The sequence below is a fragment of the Blautia hominis genome (assembly GCA_002270465.1).
GTDB lineage: Bacteria > Bacillota > Clostridia > Lachnospirales > Lachnospiraceae > Blautia > Blautia hominis.
Genome location: NQOF01000017.1, coordinates 1 through 17,950, shown reverse-complemented (window position 1 = coordinate 17,950; position 17,950 = coordinate 1). Strand labels below are relative to the sequence as shown.

Annotated in this window: 18 protein-coding genes and 2 pseudogenes; 8 read left to right on the top strand and 12 right to left on the bottom strand. The window is 44.4% G+C overall.

Going from position 1 to position 17,950, the window contains the following annotated elements:
• Nucleotides 1-128: 128 nt before the first annotated feature.
• The 3 genes from CI595_RS25520 to CI595_RS25510 form a co-directional block, all read right to left on the bottom strand.
• Nucleotides 129-1,778, bottom strand: a complete 1,650-nt coding sequence (locus tag CI595_RS25520; RefSeq protein WP_095176415.1) for an FAD-dependent oxidoreductase — start codon at nucleotides 1,776-1,778, stop codon at nucleotides 129-131.
• 73 nt (nucleotides 1,779-1,851) lie between these two features.
• On the bottom strand, nucleotides 1,852-2,415 hold the full coding sequence (gene ahpC / locus CI595_RS25515) for an alkyl hydroperoxide reductase subunit C (protein WP_095176413.1): 564 nt from the start codon (nucleotides 2,413-2,415) through the stop codon (nucleotides 1,852-1,854).
• A gap of 315 nt (nucleotides 2,416-2,730) precedes the next feature.
• Entirely contained in the window at nucleotides 2,731-3,312 is a 582-nt protein-coding gene (locus tag CI595_RS25510; protein WP_095176419.1) for a hypothetical protein, read from the bottom strand.
• 287 nt (nucleotides 3,313-3,599) lie between these two features.
• Between CI595_RS25510 and CI595_RS25505 the strand changes: the two genes are divergently transcribed.
• Nucleotides 3,600-4,814 carry an FprA family A-type flavoprotein gene (locus CI595_RS25505; RefSeq protein WP_095176411.1) on the top strand — a complete coding sequence of 405 codons (1,215 nt, stop codon included), beginning with the start codon at nucleotides 3,600-3,602 and terminating at the stop codon, nucleotides 4,812-4,814.
• 89 nt (nucleotides 4,815-4,903) lie between these two features.
• On the opposite strand, the gene CI595_RS25500 is transcribed toward CI595_RS25505, so the two are convergent.
• The 4 genes from CI595_RS25500 to CI595_RS25485 form a co-directional block, all read right to left on the bottom strand.
• The gene (locus tag CI595_RS25500) at nucleotides 4,904-7,498 is read right to left on the bottom strand and encodes an ABC transporter permease (RefSeq protein ID WP_162291976.1); all 2,595 of its coding nucleotides are present in this window, start codon (nucleotides 7,496-7,498) and stop codon (nucleotides 4,904-4,906) included.
• A 17-nt stretch (nucleotides 7,499-7,515) separates the two neighbouring features.
• On the bottom strand, nucleotides 7,516-8,178 hold the full coding sequence (locus CI595_RS25495) for an ABC transporter ATP-binding protein (protein ID WP_095176407.1): 663 nt from the start codon (nucleotides 8,176-8,178) through the stop codon (nucleotides 7,516-7,518).
• A 99-nt stretch (nucleotides 8,179-8,277) separates the two neighbouring features.
• Nucleotides 8,278-9,225 carry a sensor histidine kinase gene (locus CI595_RS25490; protein ID WP_095176405.1) on the bottom strand — a complete coding sequence of 316 codons (948 nt, stop codon included), beginning with the start codon at nucleotides 9,223-9,225 and terminating at the stop codon, nucleotides 8,278-8,280.
• Nucleotides 9,222-9,932, bottom strand: a complete 711-nt coding sequence (locus tag CI595_RS25485) for a response regulator transcription factor (RefSeq protein ID WP_095176404.1) — start codon at nucleotides 9,930-9,932, stop codon at nucleotides 9,222-9,224. Before CI595_RS25485 ends, CI595_RS25490 begins: the two co-directional genes overlap by 4 nt.
• A 120-nt stretch (nucleotides 9,933-10,052) precedes the next feature.
• Here CI595_RS25485 and CI595_RS25480 point away from each other — a divergent pair, with 120 nt between their 5' ends.
• The 5 genes and pseudogenes from CI595_RS25480 to CI595_RS27455 all read left to right on the top strand — a co-directional run.
• A complete protein-coding gene (locus CI595_RS25480; RefSeq protein ID WP_095176402.1) occupies nucleotides 10,053-10,349 on the top strand; it encodes a hypothetical protein in 297 nt (98 codons plus the stop codon).
• 78 nt (nucleotides 10,350-10,427) lie between these two features.
• A complete protein-coding gene (locus CI595_RS25475; protein WP_095176400.1) occupies nucleotides 10,428-10,964 on the top strand; it encodes a TetR/AcrR family transcriptional regulator in 537 nt (178 codons plus the stop codon).
• A 4-nt stretch (nucleotides 10,965-10,968) separates the two neighbouring features.
• The gene (locus CI595_RS25470; protein ID WP_095176398.1) at nucleotides 10,969-11,253 is read left to right on the top strand and encodes a hypothetical protein; all 285 of its coding nucleotides are present in this window, start codon (nucleotides 10,969-10,971) and stop codon (nucleotides 11,251-11,253) included.
• A complete protein-coding gene (locus CI595_RS25465) occupies nucleotides 11,240-12,460 on the top strand; it encodes a condensation domain-containing protein (protein ID WP_095176396.1) in 1,221 nt (406 codons plus the stop codon). The genes CI595_RS25470 and CI595_RS25465 overlap by 14 nt, the downstream gene beginning before the upstream one ends.
• Before the next feature lie 25 nt (nucleotides 12,461-12,485).
• A pseudogene (locus CI595_RS27455) lies at nucleotides 12,486-12,608 on the top strand (cysteine-rich KTR domain-containing protein); the annotation flags it as partial.
• Nucleotides 12,609-12,821: 213 nt separating this feature from the next.
• Here the strand turns inward: CI595_RS27455 and CI595_RS25455 are convergent.
• The 5 genes from CI595_RS25455 to CI595_RS25435 all read right to left on the bottom strand — a co-directional run bounded on the left by CI595_RS25455 (nucleotide 12,822) and on the right by CI595_RS25435 (nucleotide 17,042).
• Entirely contained in the window at nucleotides 12,822-13,592 is a 771-nt protein-coding gene (locus CI595_RS25455; RefSeq protein WP_095176394.1) for an ABC transporter permease, read from the bottom strand.
• 10 nt (nucleotides 13,593-13,602) lie between these two features.
• Nucleotides 13,603-14,340, bottom strand: a complete 738-nt coding sequence (locus CI595_RS25450) for an ABC transporter permease (RefSeq protein ID WP_095176393.1) — start codon at nucleotides 14,338-14,340, stop codon at nucleotides 13,603-13,605.
• Nucleotides 14,333-15,256 carry an ABC transporter ATP-binding protein gene (locus CI595_RS25445; protein WP_095176417.1) on the bottom strand — a complete coding sequence of 308 codons (924 nt, stop codon included), beginning with the start codon at nucleotides 15,254-15,256 and terminating at the stop codon, nucleotides 14,333-14,335. Before CI595_RS25445 ends, CI595_RS25450 begins: the two co-directional genes overlap by 8 nt.
• A gap of 158 nt (nucleotides 15,257-15,414) precedes the next feature.
• Nucleotides 15,415-16,338, bottom strand: a complete 924-nt coding sequence (locus CI595_RS25440; protein ID WP_095176392.1) for a sensor histidine kinase — start codon at nucleotides 16,336-16,338, stop codon at nucleotides 15,415-15,417.
• Nucleotides 16,339-16,340: 2 nt separating this feature from the next.
• Nucleotides 16,341-17,042: a response regulator transcription factor gene (locus CI595_RS25435; RefSeq protein WP_095176391.1), complete on the bottom strand. Its 702-nt coding sequence runs from the start codon at nucleotides 17,040-17,042 to the stop codon at nucleotides 16,341-16,343.
• Nucleotides 17,043-17,308: 266 nt separating this feature from the next.
• On the opposite strand from CI595_RS25435, the pseudogene CI595_RS25430 reads away from it, so the two are divergent.
• Both CI595_RS25430 and CI595_RS25425 read left to right on the top strand, forming a co-directional pair.
• A pseudogene (locus CI595_RS25430) lies at nucleotides 17,309-17,446 on the top strand (TnpV protein); the annotation flags it as partial.
• Between the two features lie 80 nt (nucleotides 17,447-17,526).
• Nucleotides 17,527-17,844 (top strand): helix-turn-helix transcriptional regulator, encoded by a 318-nt coding sequence (locus tag CI595_RS25425; protein WP_095176389.1) that lies wholly within the window; start codon nucleotides 17,527-17,529, stop codon nucleotides 17,842-17,844.
• The last annotated feature ends 106 nt before the right edge of the window (nucleotides 17,845-17,950 follow it).

Here is a 17,950-nt window from a genome sequence, read left to right as displayed (position 1 = left end):
TGCTATTATAGTGGTATGATTATCTTGGAACTTCAACATAATGATGCCTCCTTTCGAATTTGTTTCCCTACAAATAGGATAGCACATTTTGTTGAAGTTTCTTTATTTAACTAGCACAACAGGTTAAATTATTTTTCATTCAAAATATCAGCAATGTCACCAATTCCTTTTTTTCCAAAGTATACTTTTTCATCGTTGAGGATCATACAGGGGACACTCATCACTTTATACTTTTCCTTCAGTTTTGGAAAATGTGCCAGGTCAAACATTTCGGCCTCCACGTATTCGGATACAGCGGCGGCCTTCTGCGCGGACATGACCGTCTCCGGGCACATGGTACAGGACAGGGATACCAGGACCTTTATATTGACCGGACTGTCCAGCTTTTCCAGTTTTTCTCTGATTTCCTGTCCAATCGCCTGCCCCGGTCCTGCCACATTGTAAAGGGCAATAATAAAGGAATTAAATTCATGGCCTCCCGGGACTCCGTGGAACCAGATCCCGCTGCTTCTGCCGTCTGGGTAACACACCTCTATGGAGGGCAGGATGCGGCCTTTTGCCGATTCCTCATTTCCTACCTTTTTCCAGGTCAGTTTATCACTGACACCTTCCAGTTCCCGCAGAAAGCCAAGGATTTCACCTGACAAGGGTTCCTCATTGAGCCAGGCTTTTAGCACCACAGGCTGCCTGAACTTTCCAAATACCTCTTGGAGCTGTCCTCTTATGGCATCATTGAGAAATCCTTCCCCGCTCCCCTCATGGGCCGCAGCAGACTCTGCTTTTTGAGGCTGCGGTGTGTTTCTCTCTGTAACCAGCTCGGGAATCCCTAATTTCTTGTGCAGTTCGGATACTTCTTTTTCCAGGGATGTAGCTGCAGCAGCCCCGTCCGATACCGCAGTCACAACCTGGCGCAGATCTTTCACACATACATCCCCCGCTGCGTAAACACCGTCCAGATTGGTCTTCTGGCTGTGGTCTGTAAGCAGATATCCATGGGCATCCTTTTCCACCTCCGCACCGATCCAGTCCGTATTGGGTACATATCCGGCAAATACAAAAACACCGAATCCGGGATCCTCCCCTGCCTCGTGGACCCACTCTTTTTGTGTTCGGTTGTTTCTGAATCTGGCATAAGTGACCATATCCCGGCCCCCCACTTCCAATAGCTCTGTCTCAAAAAGGACCTCTATATTCCCAAAATTTTTCAGCTGGTCAGAAACCGTCCCGGCACAGGAAAATTCTTTCTTCCGCACAACTAAGGTCACCTTTTTCGCGTATTTTGTAAGGAAAATCCCTTCCTCCACAGCAGCAAATCCGCCTCCGATGACAAAAACATCCAGGCCGGAGAAAAATTCACCGTCACAGGTGGCACAGTAGGCAACACCTCTGCCCTGAAACTCCCGCTCTCCTTTAAATCCCAGCTTCCGGGGATTCGCACCGGTCGCCAGGATCACGCCCAGAGCCTTATATTCCCCTTTGGTGGTGTGCAGGACCTTGATATCTTTTGCAAGCTCCATGTCAAGTACCTGGGCAGCCGCAAATTCTGCGCCGAAATTCTCTGCCTGACGGCGCATGTTCCCTGTCAGCTCTTTTCCGCTTATTTTTTCCACTCCCGGATAATTCACGATCTCAGAGGTTATGGTGATCTGTCCGCCAATCTCCGCTTTTTCCAGAACGATAACTCTGTATTTGGCACGGGCCATATAAAGAGCGGCAGAGAGACCTGCCGGACCGCCTCCGACGATTGCCAGGTCATATAGATCATTTTCTGTCTGCATGGCATCTCCTTTCTTATTGAAAACCCTCCGCACCTCAGGACGAGATGGGAGGGTTCTGTTTTTCTGAGAATGCTCAGATCAATCCAACTAAGTCGAGGCTCGGTTTCAGAGTTTCTGCACCTGGCTGCCATTTTGCAGGGCAAACCTGGTCTCCGTGTTCAGCTACGAACTGAGATGCCTGCACGCGGCGGAACAGTTCATCCGCATTCCTTCCGACATTGCCGGCGATCACTTCATATGCCACGATCTTTCCTTCCGGGTTCACAATGAAGCTTCCCCGCTCTGCCATACCATCCTTCTCGATCATCACCTCAAAGTCTCTTGTCAGAGCACCGGTGGGGTCTGCCAGCATAGGATACTTGATCTTTTGAATGGTTTTGGATGCGTCGTGCCATGCTTTGTGCACAAAATGGGAATCGCAGGAGACACTGTAAATCTCACATCCAATGCCTTTGAATTCTTCATATTTATTTGCCAGGTCTTCCAGCTCTGTGGGGCACACAAAGGTGAAGTCAGCAGGATAGAAAAAGAATACACTCCATTTTCCGATCACATCTGCCTTTGTTATTGTTTTAAAATCCCCGTCCGCATAAGCCTGGACAGTAAAGTCTCCGATTTCTTTGTTTATTAATGACATATATTACCTCCTAGTGATGTGCTGTTAGTGATGTACTGTTTTCCAGTGCTCCATCCGGTCACGTTTCTGACCGAATGGAGCACTAGTCTTATTATTGTCTGCATGGTGTCAAATCATTCCCGGCATTTCTTCCACATCCTCCGGGGTGCAGCCAGTCTATGAAATACTTCTGACTCCAATAAGACGGAAATCATGTATGCGATTTGATTGTGTGTGGTTGACAGCTAGTGGTTAGTAGTTAGTTATTACTAACTATTTGTTAATATAACACACTTGCTTTTCAAAAGCAAGTGGATATATTAGGAAATTTTTTCATTATCTGCGGGTCACCATAACGATGGTGATCCCCAACATCACCAGTGCAGCCATCCATAAGGGTACCATGCCGTCATAATAGCGCGCACCGCTGTCCAGATGATAATAACGCACATAACAGACCAGACTGATGACCGCCGCTATACCGATCACAATTATAAATACAACAGCCGCGCCCCAGGAAAAACATTGGCAGGAATACAGAGCATTGATTTCAGCCAGAGCCAGCATCGCCCACCCCACAATCAATAACAGTTCTGTGGTCACCGGCCTTTTAAAACAAAACAGGGTAACAGCCAGCAAAATAAAATACACTGCGATTCCGCCCCACAATATAATGCCGCCGGAATACAATTCTCTGTAACGGGGTACCGCATCCATACCTCTCAGTAACACAATAACCGACAAAAGCCCCGACACCGCCGCAGGCAGGAGCAGCCAGCCTGATCTCATTCCTTTGACAGGATTCTCAGGCCGAAACGCCAGCAGCCACCACGCCAGGTAAAAAACACAGCAGACTATAAGCAGCACATTTCCAATAAGTATCTGTTTCGGATATGTTTCGTAACGGATCAGTCCCATGCTTATTCCCTCTCTTTCTGCACTGTTTAAAAGCAGAATGCATCTTATGTTTTTTGATGTTCCTTTATTTTCATCGTTTTCCGGTTCCGCGCGCTGTCCTGCCCGTCCGGCATCTTTTGTTTTATTATACCACAATTTTGTTTTTTAAGAAAACCATAAGATGTTCCTTTGGTTCTATTGATTTTTGCTGAAAAATGTTATATCCTTTTATAAGTTAGCAAATTCTAACGTACATAAATAAAATACATATTTTTATGAAAGTTTCTCTACGAAAGGAGCAATCATTTATGCACTGCACGCGAAAATTGAATGACACAATAAGCTGGGTAGGCGGCAATGACCGCAGACTGGCACTTTTTGAAAACCTGTTTCCCATACCGCGGGGTGTTTCTTACAACTCCTACCTGATCACAGATGAAAAAACAGCATTGATCGACACAGTGGATGCCTCTATTACTCATCAGTTCCTGGAAAATATTTACTATGTCCTGGACGGACGTCCTCTGGACTATCTGATCATCAATCACATGGAACCGGACCACTGTGCCAATATCGAAGAACTTCTGCTGCGGTTCCCTGATCTGAAAGTTGTGGGGAATGCCAAAACTCTGGCATTTGCCAAACAGTTTTATGACACAGATCTGGATGGCAAGACCATCACCGTAAAGGAAAATGATTCGATTTCCCTTGGTGCCCATACGCTGCGTTTTTATTTCGCACCTATGGTACACTGGCCGGAAGTCATGGTTACTTATGAGGAAAGCGAAAAAATCCTTTTCTCCGCAGATGCTTTCGGAAGCTTCGGTGCACTGAACGGACATTTGTTCAGCGATGAGGTGGATTTTGACAAAGACTGGCTGCCTGATGCACGGCGCTATTACAGCAATATTGTGGGAAAATACGGCGTTCAGGTCACATCCGCGCTGAAAAAACTGTCCGGACTGGATATCCGTATGATCTGCCCTCTCCACGGCCCTGTCTGGAGAGAAAACCTGGAGTACCTCCTGGACAAATATGCCCACTGGAGCAGTTATCAGCCGGAAGAACAGGCTGTGGCACTGTTTTATGCTTCCATGTACGGAGATACGGAAAACGCTGCCAACATACTGGCCGCCGGACTGGCAGAAGCAGGAGTGAGAAATCTGGCTGTCTACGATATCTCAAACACCCATATCTCCACTTTGATCGCAGAGGCATTCCGCTGCAGCCATCTTGTGATCGCGTCACCTACTTACAACGGCGGGATCTATCCGGCCGCTTTGAATCTGCTCCATGATATGAAGGCCCTGAATCTCCAGAACCGGACCATTGGTCTCATAGAAAACGGTACCTGGGCACCGACCAGTACCAAACAGATAAGAACATTACTGGAAGAAATGAAGCAGATGCAGATACTGGAACCTGCAGTCACCATCAGATCCGCTCTGAAAGGGGATTCTATGGACAAACTCAATGAGCTGAAAGAAAGTATTCTTGCCTCCCTTCAGGCAGATGCAGAATAGACCAAAGATAATGATCGGGCATACGCTTTACAGCGGATGCCCGATCATAAATTTCATGGCTGCATTCTTCTGCAGAAACTTGATCTTTATTAAACTACCTTATTCATCTGCTCCATGATTTTTTTCGTTTTCCAGTCTTTTGACAGGCGGCCGGCCAGCAGGATACACAGTAAAACCGCCACAGCGGAAATCATGAAAAAGGCCGGATAGTCAAACTGGTATTTGTGGCCAAAGGCCCTCATATCGGACTGCCTATATAGATACCGGAGTACAGGAATGGAGAAGAAATATGCCAGTACCGCGCCACAAAGCCCAAGCATGGTATTTTCAAATATCATCATGCGGCGGATCATTTTTACACTCATGCCTATGGCACGGAACATGCAGATCTCCTGTGTTCTTATCTGCATCCGGTAACTCAGGTTATTGATTATGTTTATCAATACAAGGATAAAAGAAATCACTGCGATCCCTGCCACATATACCATCTGTTTCCGGAAAAGCACCTCATTTTTTTGGATATCAGAAATCATACTCCGGGTGGATATCCCCTGAAACTGATTGCCAAGCTGAATCAGCTTCCGTTCCAATTTATCCCGGTCTTTCTCTGTCAGGTCCTCCTCTCCGTCCATATATATGCGCTGGAAATGACTGTCCGGGCACAGCTTCTGTACCTGGTCATCGCTGGTGATCAAAAGCGGGTACACGGTAATGTTGCAGTCATACATGTAGGCAAAGGAAACGACCGCTGCCACTTTATAAGTTTTGTAACAATACTGGGCCTCTGTATCGGTCAACTGTTCATACGGCAATTGCCCGGTGTCAAAATCTTTGCGGTACTTGACCTGGATCTCGTCCCCTGCCCGGTACTGCATCAGTGGGGTACCTTCCTTATAATTTCCGGGATACGGATTATTCTTCGTGTCATCCATGTGCAGGATGGAAAGAATGATCTCATCATCTTTTAATCCGTTTTCATCAAAATCCCCGTCTATCACATATTTCTTTAATTCCGACAATGCATTTTTATTGTACCCATAGATAAGCGATTTAAAAATCTGATCCTTCCCGTCATTTCCGGCGAGGGGATACCCCTGATATTTCAGGAACGCTTCATTCCTCTCCTTATAATAGGCATCATTTCTCTTGATCTTTTTATCATCGATCACACGAACCGGGATTCCGGCCTGGGTCTTTATACTGCGGATCCCCTCCAAAGAGGATATCTCTTCTGCGCACTCCCTGGATACCCCATCTGCCGTACTGTTTATATGCAGTGTCCCCATCTCGTACTGCCCGTTCAAATAATACATCTCTGCCGTATCTTCCCGGTAGTGTTCTGCTATCTTTGTCTGATAGGCCAGACCTGTAAACAAGGTAACCCCGGCACATATGGTAAGTATAACAAAAATTGAAGTCTTTTTCTCCTTTAAAATATATTTGCTGCCAAGTGAGAACAATGTATATGCCCTTCCGTGTCTGTCCACGTTTCTGTTCCAGTGAAAATGACGCATGAACAGGACACTCAGGTTCACTTTATTCCCATGGTTGGCGATCAGATCCGGCACCGGCTCACGTACGATCTTTTTCCCTGTAAAATATCCCACAAGTCCGATCAGAAGTGCAATGACTGCGATGCAGACCGCGATCTGCCAAATGGGGATAACAGGTGCAAATGATATTTTTTCATTATTCAGATAAATTTCCTGACTGCTGTCTCCTGATAATTCGGAAATAAGCAATGCAATGCCAATACCCAAGATTCCCCCTACCGGAATGCTGAGAAGATATATCTCATACATTTCCGACAAAATAAGCCTCCTAAGCTGGCCTGCCTGCATACCCACCGCCCTCAGGATCCCATATGGATTTCTCCGCGACATCATAGTGATCTGAAATATCCCATAAAAGACGATCATAGTGATCAGAAGCAGCACACTGATAAACTTAAAGTCAGTCAGCCATAACCCCTGAATATCTTCCCTGCCGGGACATTTCTTCACCTGCTTTTTCTCTATGCCCAAATCCCTGCAGACTTTGCTTACTTTTTTATCGTAATCCGTTCCATCCCGGAAACGTACATACACAGAAAAGCTGTCCTCTCCCCTGGACTTTATAGGTGCATAGAGCGTTTTGACCCCGTATTTTTTATTGCTCGGCACATCCGACAGGATCCCGACTACTTTATACGTCTCTGTACGGTTTTCCTTTTCGCTGTATATCTCCACTTCCTGCCCGCATACGGGTTCTATCCCCATATTTAAAAGTGCCCAGCGCTCTGCTGCCACTTCATGCTCCGTCTTTGGCAGTCTTCCCTTTTCTACGATGGCGGTCAGCGTTATAAAGCGGCTGTCCCCCCGCTCCAGGTGATTGTCTTGAAAATCCTTCTGATATTCCGGGTACTCCAGCTGCTTCACTGCATACCACTCCAAATCCGGGTCAGAAGCCAGCTTTTCCACCTTGCTGCCATCAATTTCATTTATGCTGCAGTCAGAATCCGTAAAAAGCATCTTACCCTGAATATTTTCCATCTTATGATTCGTGTGGACCAGGATCAATAAGGATGTGATCAGCGTTACACTGAGTACAAAGCAGGATAATAAGGCAAGGGTATTCTTTTTATAGCTCCTCATAAAACGATGCCGCAGACATAACCTGCTGTCTGCCTCTTCCTGTCTTTCCATTGGTCTCCTCCCCATCATCAAACTATTTTTCCATCCTCGATTCGGACGATCCTGTCAGCCATCTGCGCAATCTCTTCATTGTGGGTGATCATAACGATCGTCTGATGGTACTGCTCACTGGTCACTTTCAGGATTCCGAGTACATCCTGGCTGGTTTTAGAGTCAAGATTTCCGGTAGGCTCATCAGCCAGGATCACGGATGGCTTAATTGCCATTGCCCTGGCAATCGCCACCCTCTGCTGCTGTCCACCTGAAAGCTGCCCCGGCAGGCTGTCGCATTTCTTTTCCAGTCCCAGTATCCCAATAATATCCTGGATATACTTTTTATCCACCCTTTTATTATCCAGCTTCAGCGGCAGAATGATATTTTCCCACGCATTCAGCATGGGGATCAGATTAAACTGCTGGAAAATAAACCCTATCTTTCTTCTGCGGAAAATAGTCAATTCATCGTCACTGAGCTGTTCCAGCTGTTTCATATCCATGATCACGCTTCCGCTTGTGGGAACATCCAGGCCGCCCAGCAGATTAAGAAGGGTGGATTTACCGCTTCCCGAGGTCCCAACAATTGCCACAAACTCCCCTTTTAAAACAGTCAGGTTCACACCGTCAAGGGCCGTCACCTCCGATTCCCCGCTGCCGAATACTTTCCTTAGATCTTTTGCCTGTAAAATCACCATAATTATCTCCTTCACGCAAAATAGCCTGTATTATTACAATACAGACTATACCATAAAAATATTTCCAACCCGTGTCAGGAATATATCAGAACTGACACATTATCCTCTGTATAAAAAAACGGAAAAGACGGAGCCTTTATCCGGCTCTGATGAGACCTTGATATATCCCCTCTCCCTGCGCAGCACTTCTCTTGCAAAGTACAGGCCAATCCCCACGCCCGGCTGCTCCGCAGCTTTCCTGGAACGGTAAAAACGTGTAAAGACAGAGGCCTGCTCCTGCTCTGCAATTCCGATTCCCGTGTCTGCCACATCCAGACGCAGAAACATGGAATATAAGACTACATGCAGCGATACGGTTCCTCCTTTTGGTGTATACTTTATCGCATTGTCCACAATATTTCCAACGGCTTCTATGGTCCACTTTAGGTCAAACTCTGCCTCTTCCCCGGAGTCATCTATTACAAGGGTGATCCCCTTTTGCTGCGCCTTGGGTTGAAACTGTCTGTTAATGGCAGACAAGACTTCCCGGATACAGCATCTTTTTGGTTCCAGTTCCAGAATGCCGTTTTCCAGCCGTGACAGCTTTACCAGTGATCCTATGAGAAAATCCAGTTTGTCCACCTGGTCAATAACAGCTTCAATCTCCTCCGCGATATCCTCTTTTACAGAGCTGTCCCCTGCTTTCCATTTTTCCTGCTGTTCTCCCAGCAGTTCCGCATATATTTTAATATTTGCAATGGGCGTGACTGTCTGATGTGAAATATCAGAGATCAGAGACTGGATCCGCTGTTTTTGTTCAGCCAGCTGAACAGAGGACAACTGGCTGTCATTCAAGAACCGCCACATGGCACTCTCCAGTTCCGAAATCCCCGTATCCATAAGCTTTCCCTCTGAAAAAGTACCTGCAACCGCATCCTCCAGCATTTCCTGCAGGCGCCTGAGCAGTTTTTTCTCGCGCAGTCTGCAGGCCGCTATGACAGCGGCCAGCATTGCCAGAAGGCAGATGATAATACACACGCAGATTCCTATGATAACCGTTGTATTCATGTCCTTTTACCCTTTTCCTGCCGCTCCCATGCGTAGCCAATGCCATAAACCGTTTTAATATAAGACGCCGGATGCTCCGATTCCCGCAGCTTTCCCCGCAGCCTTTTTATCACCACAGTAAGTGCATGTTCCTCCACAAAATCCGAATCACCGGACCATATTTCATCCGTCAGGATTTCTCTTGTTAAAACCGCGCCGGGGTTTTCCACCAATTTCCGCAGGAGTCTCTGTTCGGTCCGGCTCAGTTCCACGGGGCTGTCATCCACCCGGAAAACCATTTTCCGAAAATCAAAATAATAATTATCTGTCTGGAAGATCTCCGGACTTTCAGCCTCCGTTTCCCTGAACTGGACTTCAATCCTTGCCCGAAGGACCATCAGGCTGAAAGGTTTTGTGATATAGTCGTTTGCCCCCAGCTGCAGACCTGTTACAATATCCATCTCCATATTATTCGCTGAGATGAGGATCACCGGCAAGGCACTGCGCTGCCGAATATCCACCAGCCAGTCCATCCCATTTCCGTCCGGCAGATTAATATCCAGCAAGATCAGATCTACCTTTTCCTGCTCAAGTGCTGCCTTTCCGTCAGTGACAGATTCACACTGCAGACAGTGATACTCCTGCCCTTTGAGGGCAAGACGGATTCCATTATTCAGTTTCCGGTCATCTTCCACGATCAATATATTTTTTTTAGAATGCGTATCCATTTAGTCTCTATTCCCCGCCTTACTTCACCGCCCAGGCGGTGCATTTATTTTTTATTGATTTTATAGACGGAAATCGTCTTATTACTTCTCACAAGTCTTTATAGGAAGCGGCAGAAACCCTTGATCTTCAAGGCTTTTGCCGCCTCTGTTTATACCACGCCGTATCTCTTTACAAGCCGCTTTTGGAGCAAGGGCGGCAAAATAGCGTCAAAAATTCAGGCGCATGAGCAGGAGGACGACATGAAAAACGAGCTTTTAGACAAGGGTATTATACTCCCGTCCGGCGAAATCGGCAAGGATAAGATAAACCTTGTAGCCGGGGCAATCACGCAGCCATTCGCAGAAATGGTTAGTCAAAATAATTTATATTACCGTTATACCGTCTTTCGTAATGGTGAATATTGGGTGAATATTTAGCCGTAGGAATTGACAAAAATCCTTGCGAAGCGTATGATAACATTGATATATAACTTAGTTATTAGCGGGAGGACAATTATGCCACCAAAAGTTAAGATACCCAGAGAAGCTATTATTGAAAAAGCATTTGAACTGACAAAAGCATATGGTTTTGAAAAAGTAACCGCGCGCTTGCTTGCCAGTGAATTAAAATGCTCTACTCAACCAGTGTTTCATGCTTTTCGCAATATGGAAGAACTAAAGGAAGAAGTTTACAAAAAAACGCAAAAACTATTTGAAGAAACCATGTTACAACACCCCTCTGATACAGAAACTCCCTATTTTTTAAGTATGGGACTAAAGTATGTGGAACTGGCTCAAAATGAAAAAAATCTGTTTCAGCTTCTATGTATGTCAAATAGCGGAACAAGACTTGAAAGCCTTTACGATTTGGCTAAGCACGTTCCTATTCCGATTGAACCGGAAGTGTTTGTAAAAACATGGATATTTACGCATGGTATCGCAACGATTGTTTCTACGAACACAACGAACATTGCACCCGAAGAAATAAGGCAGCTACTTACAGAAGCATGTGCAAGTTTCAAGTTATATCATAACGAAAATAATGGAGGTTAGGGAAATGAAGCATAAGAATATATGCTATGATAGCCACTATAAATACAAACTAAATATGCTTGAACCGGGGCTTATTATGATGAAAATCATTGGCGCATTGTTTGTATTTGGCATTATATTTTGGGTGGCAAAGTGGCACTGGTTATCTATCATTTTTTGGTTTTTATCAGGAATTATGTTTGCCGTTTTGTTAATCTTAGTAGCCATTGAAGCACATCAAGATAATGTGTTGAATGATATTGCCATGCGAGAAAATAATGAATTGGAGAAAAAATATGAAACCAGATAGAAATTATGTGTTTACAGAACGCGCACACTTTATGTGTCCTAATATGCACTTTGGGATTATGGCAAAAATAGAAAGCAATTATGATGAAGAACGGCTAATACAAAGCATAGACACTTTGCAGAAAGCGCACCCCTTTTTGCAAAGTTTAATTGCAGAGGAAACGGATACTGGTAGAATTTATTATCAGATACAAGATTACTTGAATATCCCTGTAATGGTAAAAGAAGAAGTTGCTTTGTGGCAACAGGATTATGAAGAAATATCCGTCCGTGGGTGGAATGTCAAGAAAGAATGTCTGCTAAAAGTAGCGGTTTATCCAAAAGGAAGTGAATTTCATATACTTTTTATTGCCCACCATCTTTTGTGTGACGGCAGAGGGCTTTTACAACTGGTGGAGGAATTTACAGCACATTATGCTAACGGAGTAATGCCGCAATTTGCCCCAGAACACGTAATTCAAGGCTTAAACGACCTTCCCCCCAATAGCGATTTACCTTTTATCAGCAAATTGATTATAGGCGACGCAAACAGGAGGTGGAAAAAAGAGGGGCAGCAAGTTATGTATGAGGAATATAGCGCATTTGAAAGAGCCTATATTCAAAAACACAAAATAAAGCGGGAAATTCTCACCGTCTGCAATCGGGAGTTAGAAGAAATACTGGTTTTATGCAAACAACAGAATATTACTGTAAATGACTGGCTGATTGCAAAGATGATGTTGGAAGAAAATACAAATAAGGTGCTGATTGCTGCCGATATTCGTAATCAAACAAAATGCTACAAACAAGGGGCAATGGGAAATTATTCTACTGCTTTTAGCGTTTCCGTCAAAAAGAACGGGGAAGATGTTATTACCCTTGCAAAGCGCGCAGCGTCACAAGTTATAAATATATGCCAACACCCACAGAAAGAAATGCTTGTGCTTGCCTGTTATATACATATGCTGCCAGAACTGATTGACGCTGTTGCAATATCTACATTAGGAGACTTTGCAAGTAAAGCGGGAACATTTGTAGGAAGAAATATGTTTGGATATGGTTCACAAAACGGTTATAGTATTACCAATTTAGGAAAAATTCAAAGCAATATAATTGCAGAAGCTGTTTTTATACCTCCTGCTTCACCTGCTAATAAAAAAACATGGGGCGTTCTAACGGTAAATAACCATATGAAAATATGTACGTCAAATTTGATTGCAGAAAGGTAATATTCTAATGTAGAAAACTAAATGGATACGTTGCCCTGTTTGTGGTAATAAAACAAGGTTACAAATACAGGCAGATACAGAACTGAAAAATTTTCCTCTTTATTGTCCGAAATGCAGACTATGGCGGTTTATCTCTCCCCGTCGAGTTAGTGCGTCAAACGGGCGGCAGAACAGATTTTTTTACCGCTGCCACAGGAACTGGCAAAGCCGCAAAAACATAGTGTTTATGCGGTTTTTCCAGTTCCTGGTATCCATTTTTTGCGGTGTGGTGAGCAGATTATTCTACTATTTTTTATTATAAATCACAGAGATAAAATCCGCAAACATTTAATGGAATTGCGGCAGTTTACCGGAAGGCATGTCAATGCTCTCTATGCGGAAGCCCTCTCAGTATAAAAACAGAAAAACAGCCGCACAGCAGCAGGACTACCGTACTTTTCAATATGTTTCCTACAGTGGTTATATAGTAGCCGGACAGGTTAAAGACAGCCATTATGGGATAATAATTTTTCAGAATGTTGGACATACCTGCCAATAATCCGGCAAAAGAATAAATTTCAGTGTACACTAATGCAAGCCAATACCCTTTTTTCATGCGCGACACCAATGCAATAATGGGGGAGACCGCAAGGAATACACCTACACCGTCCAGAAAATATTCTTTCAGAGAACCCATAACCAATGCAGCCGACAGATCAGAAAAATGCAGAACCGCCTCTATCAAAAATGTAATAGCAAAAAGCAGTAAGTAAAGAAGGATACTGAACAGAAATGTGATCATCATTTTGGCTATGGTTAATTTTGCTTCGTCCACGGGGATCAGCCGCAGGGATTTCATAGTGTCCTCCTGCTCTTCACGGCAGATCATATAACTGCCCAAAAGAGCAATGACCGCCGGCAGAACAAAAAAGGTTGCCCATGGCTGGACTTCATCCATATACCAGCCCGGGTTGTCGATCAACCGGACTCCATCATGCACAGCTTTTAAACCATATTGCACATCCGGTCCCTCATACACATCCAGCCCTCCTGCAAAGACAATCACTGCTGCCATGACTGCTGCGAAAATTGTGATCCAAACAATATTGGAACGGCGAAGCTTCTGACGTTCCGCCCAGAGTAATTTTATCATGATCCACCCCTCACATCCTTCTTTGAAGCGATATATTTGCAAGTAATACAGCCCCGATATCCCATACACAGATGCATAGAAACGCCAGCGGAATGTTGATCGCCTGTGTAAATAAAATGCCCGGAACAATTCCGTTCCGCATGATGATAACCGTCATGCTGGATAATGGGTGCACATACATATTTACCGGAACTATAATAAAGCCGATAAAAACGTAAACCAAGGTTACACAAACCGGAAGGATATATCCTTTCTGAGACGCAGCAACTGCCAGGACCGGCAGCATTGCCAAAGCGGTGAGCACACTATTTTCTAAACACATTTTCAGCAAAAGCAAAGCACTCCCCCATTCAAATGCAACGCAGCCGGAAAGTGCGCTGGAGATGACGGAGGCAGCGGTTGTGATCAGCATAAAACATACAGAATAAATCAATACCACAAAAAATTTACTGAAAAAGTATTGCATTTTACCCACTGGTACGATCCACAGTTGTTTTAGCATATCATATTGATTTTCATCGTACATAAGCATGGTGCACAGTATTCCCAAAATAACAGGCAGAATGACCAAAAGGGTATAATTAAGGGCGGACCATCTGTAAAACTGAAAGGGATCTACATTGGTTTTCCCCAGGTATTTAAAATATAACAGCGCGAAAAAAGGCATGATAAGAGCAGCAGGCAGCATCAGCCATACGAGTTTTCTGCGGCGTAGTTTCATAAATTCTGTTTGGATCAGATTAAGCAATGCCTTCCCCTCCCGTGATCTTTTTGAAATAGTCCTCCAAAGAATCGTTGTAGAGACCGGAGCCGATAACTGCCACGTCCTGTACGACAAGGGCCTTGTTGATGGCCGCTATATCCAGAGAGGTATCATAAAGCCGTATCGTATGGTCATCCTGAACAGAATAGTCTTTTAAGCCGAACTGACGCTCTAAGATCAGTGACGCTTTCGGAATATCTGATACCTGCAACAGGACATATCTGCGATTTTTCTTTTCTAGTTCCCTCATACTGCTTTCTTCCAAAAGAATGCCCTTGTCAATGATGCCGATATCATCAGCCAATAAGGAGATTTCCGAAAGGATATGGCTGGAAATAAGTATTGTCTTTTCACACATCGTGCTTAAATTCTTAATAAATTCTCTCACTTCCGCAATTCCGATAGGGTCAAGACCGTTGGTTGGTTCATCCAAGATCAACAGCTCCGGTTCATGCAGAATAGCGTTGGCAATACCAAGACGCTGCTTCATTCCGAGAGAATACTTGCCAAACAGTTTTTTGTCTTTATAAGGCAGTCCCACTACTTTCAGTGCGTTCTCAACTGCATGTGGAGCGGCTGTCCCCCGCAGTTTGGCAAAGATCTCCAGATTTTCCGTTCCCGTCAGATTGGGATAAAATCCCGGTGTTTCAATCATTGCACCAATACGGGGAAACACTCGTTTTTCCTGCCCTTTGATATTTTTGCCGAATACATCCACCTGCCCGGAAGTGATGGGTGTTAAACCCAAGATCATTTTCATAATCGTGGTCTTCCCCGCTCCGTTACGCCCTAAAAGACCGTAAATGCGGCCTCTTTTTACATGGAGACTGACATTGCTGACTACTGTCTGCTTTCCATAAATTTTTGTCAGCTGCTTTGTTTCAATCACAAAATCGTTCATATGATATACCTCACTTTCCATAAAATTGTTTTTCTAATGTGATACCCGTTATAATAGCAGAAACAATTACAAGGAAAAGTATAAAACATGAACCTTGCCAAAACCTTGCCGGAATCTTGTTTTAACCTTGTTTTGACCACCAGGAAAGCCCTGTAGTATCACAGGGTTTTGGGCAGTAAAATAGTAAATGTAGTTCCTGCGCCAGTTGTGCTGGCTGCTGTAATGGTTCCTTTGTGGGCACTTACAAGCTCTTTTGCAATAGAAAGCCCAAGGCCGTTTCCTTTGGCGGACCGGGAGCCGTCGCACTGATACATCCGTTCAAAGATATGAGGGAGGTCATCCTCCGGGATCCCTTTTCCATTATCTGTTACCGTAATCTCTGCCTGCCGGGTATCCTCTGTCATCCGCAGCATCACATGATCCGCCTCGCTGTGGATCATCACGTTTTGCAGCAGGTTGTTGAGGATACGGGTAAATGCGTTTTGATCAGCCGAAACCTCATACTCTGTTTCAGGTATCTCAATGTCATAATTTAAACCGGCACTTTCCATAACAGGAATCCACTCAGCAATAATATTCCTGGTCAATTCATTGATATCCATACGTTCAAAATGAAATATCTGTTCCCCTGCATCCAGCTTTACCCATTCAAACAGGGCTGTGACAAAATCTTTTAGCCGATACGCATTACTACAGGCAACATGGATATACTCCTCTTTTTCCTGCCCGGTCACCAGTCCGTTTTCGACAGCTTCCAGATAACCTACAAGTGAGGCCAGCGGGGTCTTCACGTCATGAGAAAGGCTTGTCATTAAACGCTTATATGCCTGCTCTGCCTGTTTTTGCTGAATCAGCCTGGATTGGCTGCTGACGGCAATCTCGTTGATATCATAACAGATCTGTTTTGTCATATCGTTCTCCCAAGCCAGAACACGACGGTTGAGATTGCCTTTTTTCAAATCCTCCAAAGCCTCTTTGATCAAAGAGAGTTGTTCCCTGATGCGGCGCAGCTTCAAAAGAAGATACAAGATCAAAAGCAGGGCTAGGCCAAATCCCAAAAGAAGATAACCATTCATATCCATATTCATGCCTCCCTGTTAAAACGATACCCCACACCCCGCACGGTCTGGATATAATACGGATGCTCTGGGTCCGGTTCAATCTTCTTTCGGAGTTTGCTGATAAAAGACATGATATTACTGTCATCAAAAGCGTAGTCCTCCTCCCAAACCTGGGTATAAATCTGTTTTTTGGTAAAGACCCGCCCTTTATTTGCCGCCAGAAAGAAAAGGAGGTCAAATTCTTTTCCCGTAAGTTCCGCCATATTGTCATGCACAGTGACAAGACGGTTTGTTTTGTCAATGACCATACCTTTCAGCGTCATACACTCCGTGTCTGTCTCCATGGTCGGGTTCAAGGTGGTATAGCGGCGGATAAGAGAATTGACACGTGCCATCAGTTCATTGATACTGAAAGGCTTCGTCAAATAATCATCCGCACCAAGCCGCAGCCCGGAAACTTTATCCTCCTCTTCGCTTCTGGCAGTAAGCATCAGCACAGGGACATTACTTGTCTCTCTGATCTTTTGAAGGACCTGAAAACCGTCCAGGTCAGGCATCATAACATCCAGAATGATAAGGGAAAGACTGTCCCGGTTTTCATCAGCCAGCCGCAGCCCGGCCACACCGCCGGGAGCCGTAACAGCAGATAAATTTTCCTGCTCGGCGCATTTTTTCATTAGGGTGCAAAGCTCTCTGTCATCGTCTATGATCAAAACTTTCTTCATGCTTTGTTCCTTCCTTTGCTTTGACTGCTATAGTCCTTTTTAGCCTACAGGGTCATAAATTTTATAGCACTTATTATATTTCTTTTGCCGGAAGAATACAAGACTTCCATCTCTATTAGCTGCTGCTCCGGATAATTTTGCTAGGTTTTATTCCCCAAAAACACCATCACCTAAAGTGCTGTAAATTTTCCACCTTGTCATCCTAATGCAGAAATAATGTTACCCTTGTTTTGAACAATCATAAGAGCAAAATCGAGGGCAGAAAAGCCGAAAAAGAACAGCCTATCGGTTTGTGGGGGCAGCGGCACTTGCGGTATCTGAAAGAATACCGCAGAGCCACCTACATAACCCTACTAACAAGCGGTAGACCGAACGACTACCTTGCCGACATTAACGGGCAGGCATTATTTATATCGGCTATTTATTGAACTACTAAGAATTTTTAAGGTATAATGGAATTCAGTTATAGGAAAGGAACAAACAAATGAAAATAGAACGTCTTTATGCGATAACCGTGTATCTTCTTAATCATGGCAGAACATCTGCTAATGAATTGGCAAAACATTTTGAAGTCTCCGTGCGAACTATACAGCGAGATATCGATTCATTATGTCTTTCAGGAATTCCGATTGTTTCCGTTGCTGGAGCGGCAGGTGGTTATGAAATATCCGCACAATTTAGGCTTGATAAACACCTTGCTACTTCAAATGACTATTCTTATATCTTAACTGCACTCAAAGGATTGGTTTCAGCTACAAATGATCCAAATGCAAAACATACATTAACCTGTTGTGCTAGTTAAATAAAGAAACTTCAACAAAATGTGCTATCCTATTTGTAGGGAAACAAATTCGAAAGGAGGCATCATTATGTTGAAGTTCCAAGATAATCATACCACTATAATAGCA

Coding starts and splice junctions, on each gene's coding strand:
- CI595_RS25500 (WP_162291976.1), bottom strand. CDS start 7,498: ATGGAAAGACAGGAAGAGGCAGACAGCAGGTTATGTCTGCGGCATCGT.
- CI595_RS25490 (WP_095176405.1), bottom strand. CDS start 9,225: ATGAATACAACGGTTATCATAGGAATCTGCGTGTGTATTATCATCTGC.
- CI595_RS25495 (WP_095176407.1), bottom strand. CDS start 8,178: ATGGTGATTTTACAGGCAAAAGATCTAAGGAAAGTATTCGGCAGCGGG.
- CI595_RS25485 (WP_095176404.1), bottom strand. CDS start 9,932: ATGGATACGCATTCTAAAAAAAATATATTGATCGTGGAAGATGACCGG.
- CI595_RS25470 (WP_095176398.1), top strand. CDS start 10,969: ATGAAGCATAAGAATATATGCTATGATAGCCACTATAAATACAAACTA.
- CI595_RS25465 (WP_095176396.1), top strand. CDS start 11,240: ATGAAACCAGATAGAAATTATGTGTTTACAGAACGCGCACACTTTATG.
- CI595_RS25475 (WP_095176400.1), top strand. CDS start 10,428: ATGCCACCAAAAGTTAAGATACCCAGAGAAGCTATTATTGAAAAAGCA.
- CI595_RS25520 (WP_095176415.1), bottom strand. CDS start 1,778: ATGCAGACAGAAAATGATCTATATGACCTGGCAATCGTCGGAGGCGGT.
- CI595_RS25445 (WP_095176417.1), bottom strand. CDS start 15,256: ATGAACGATTTTGTGATTGAAACAAAGCAGCTGACAAAAATTTATGGA.
- CI595_RS25455 (WP_095176394.1), bottom strand. CDS start 13,592: ATGATAAAATTACTCTGGGCGGAACGTCAGAAGCTTCGCCGTTCCAAT.
- CI595_RS25505 (WP_095176411.1), top strand. CDS start 3,600: ATGCACTGCACGCGAAAATTGAATGACACAATAAGCTGGGTAGGCGGC.
- CI595_RS25425 (WP_095176389.1), top strand. CDS start 17,527: ATGAAAATAGAACGTCTTTATGCGATAACCGTGTATCTTCTTAATCAT.
- CI595_RS25510 (WP_095176419.1), bottom strand. CDS start 3,312: ATGGGACTGATCCGTTACGAAACATATCCGAAACAGATACTTATTGGA.
- CI595_RS25435 (WP_095176391.1), bottom strand. CDS start 17,042: ATGAAGAAAGTTTTGATCATAGACGATGACAGAGAGCTTTGCACCCTA.
- CI595_RS25440 (WP_095176392.1), bottom strand. CDS start 16,338: ATGGATATGAATGGTTATCTTCTTTTGGGATTTGGCCTAGCCCTGCTT.
- ahpC (WP_095176413.1), bottom strand. CDS start 2,415: ATGTCATTAATAAACAAAGAAATCGGAGACTTTACTGTCCAGGCTTAT.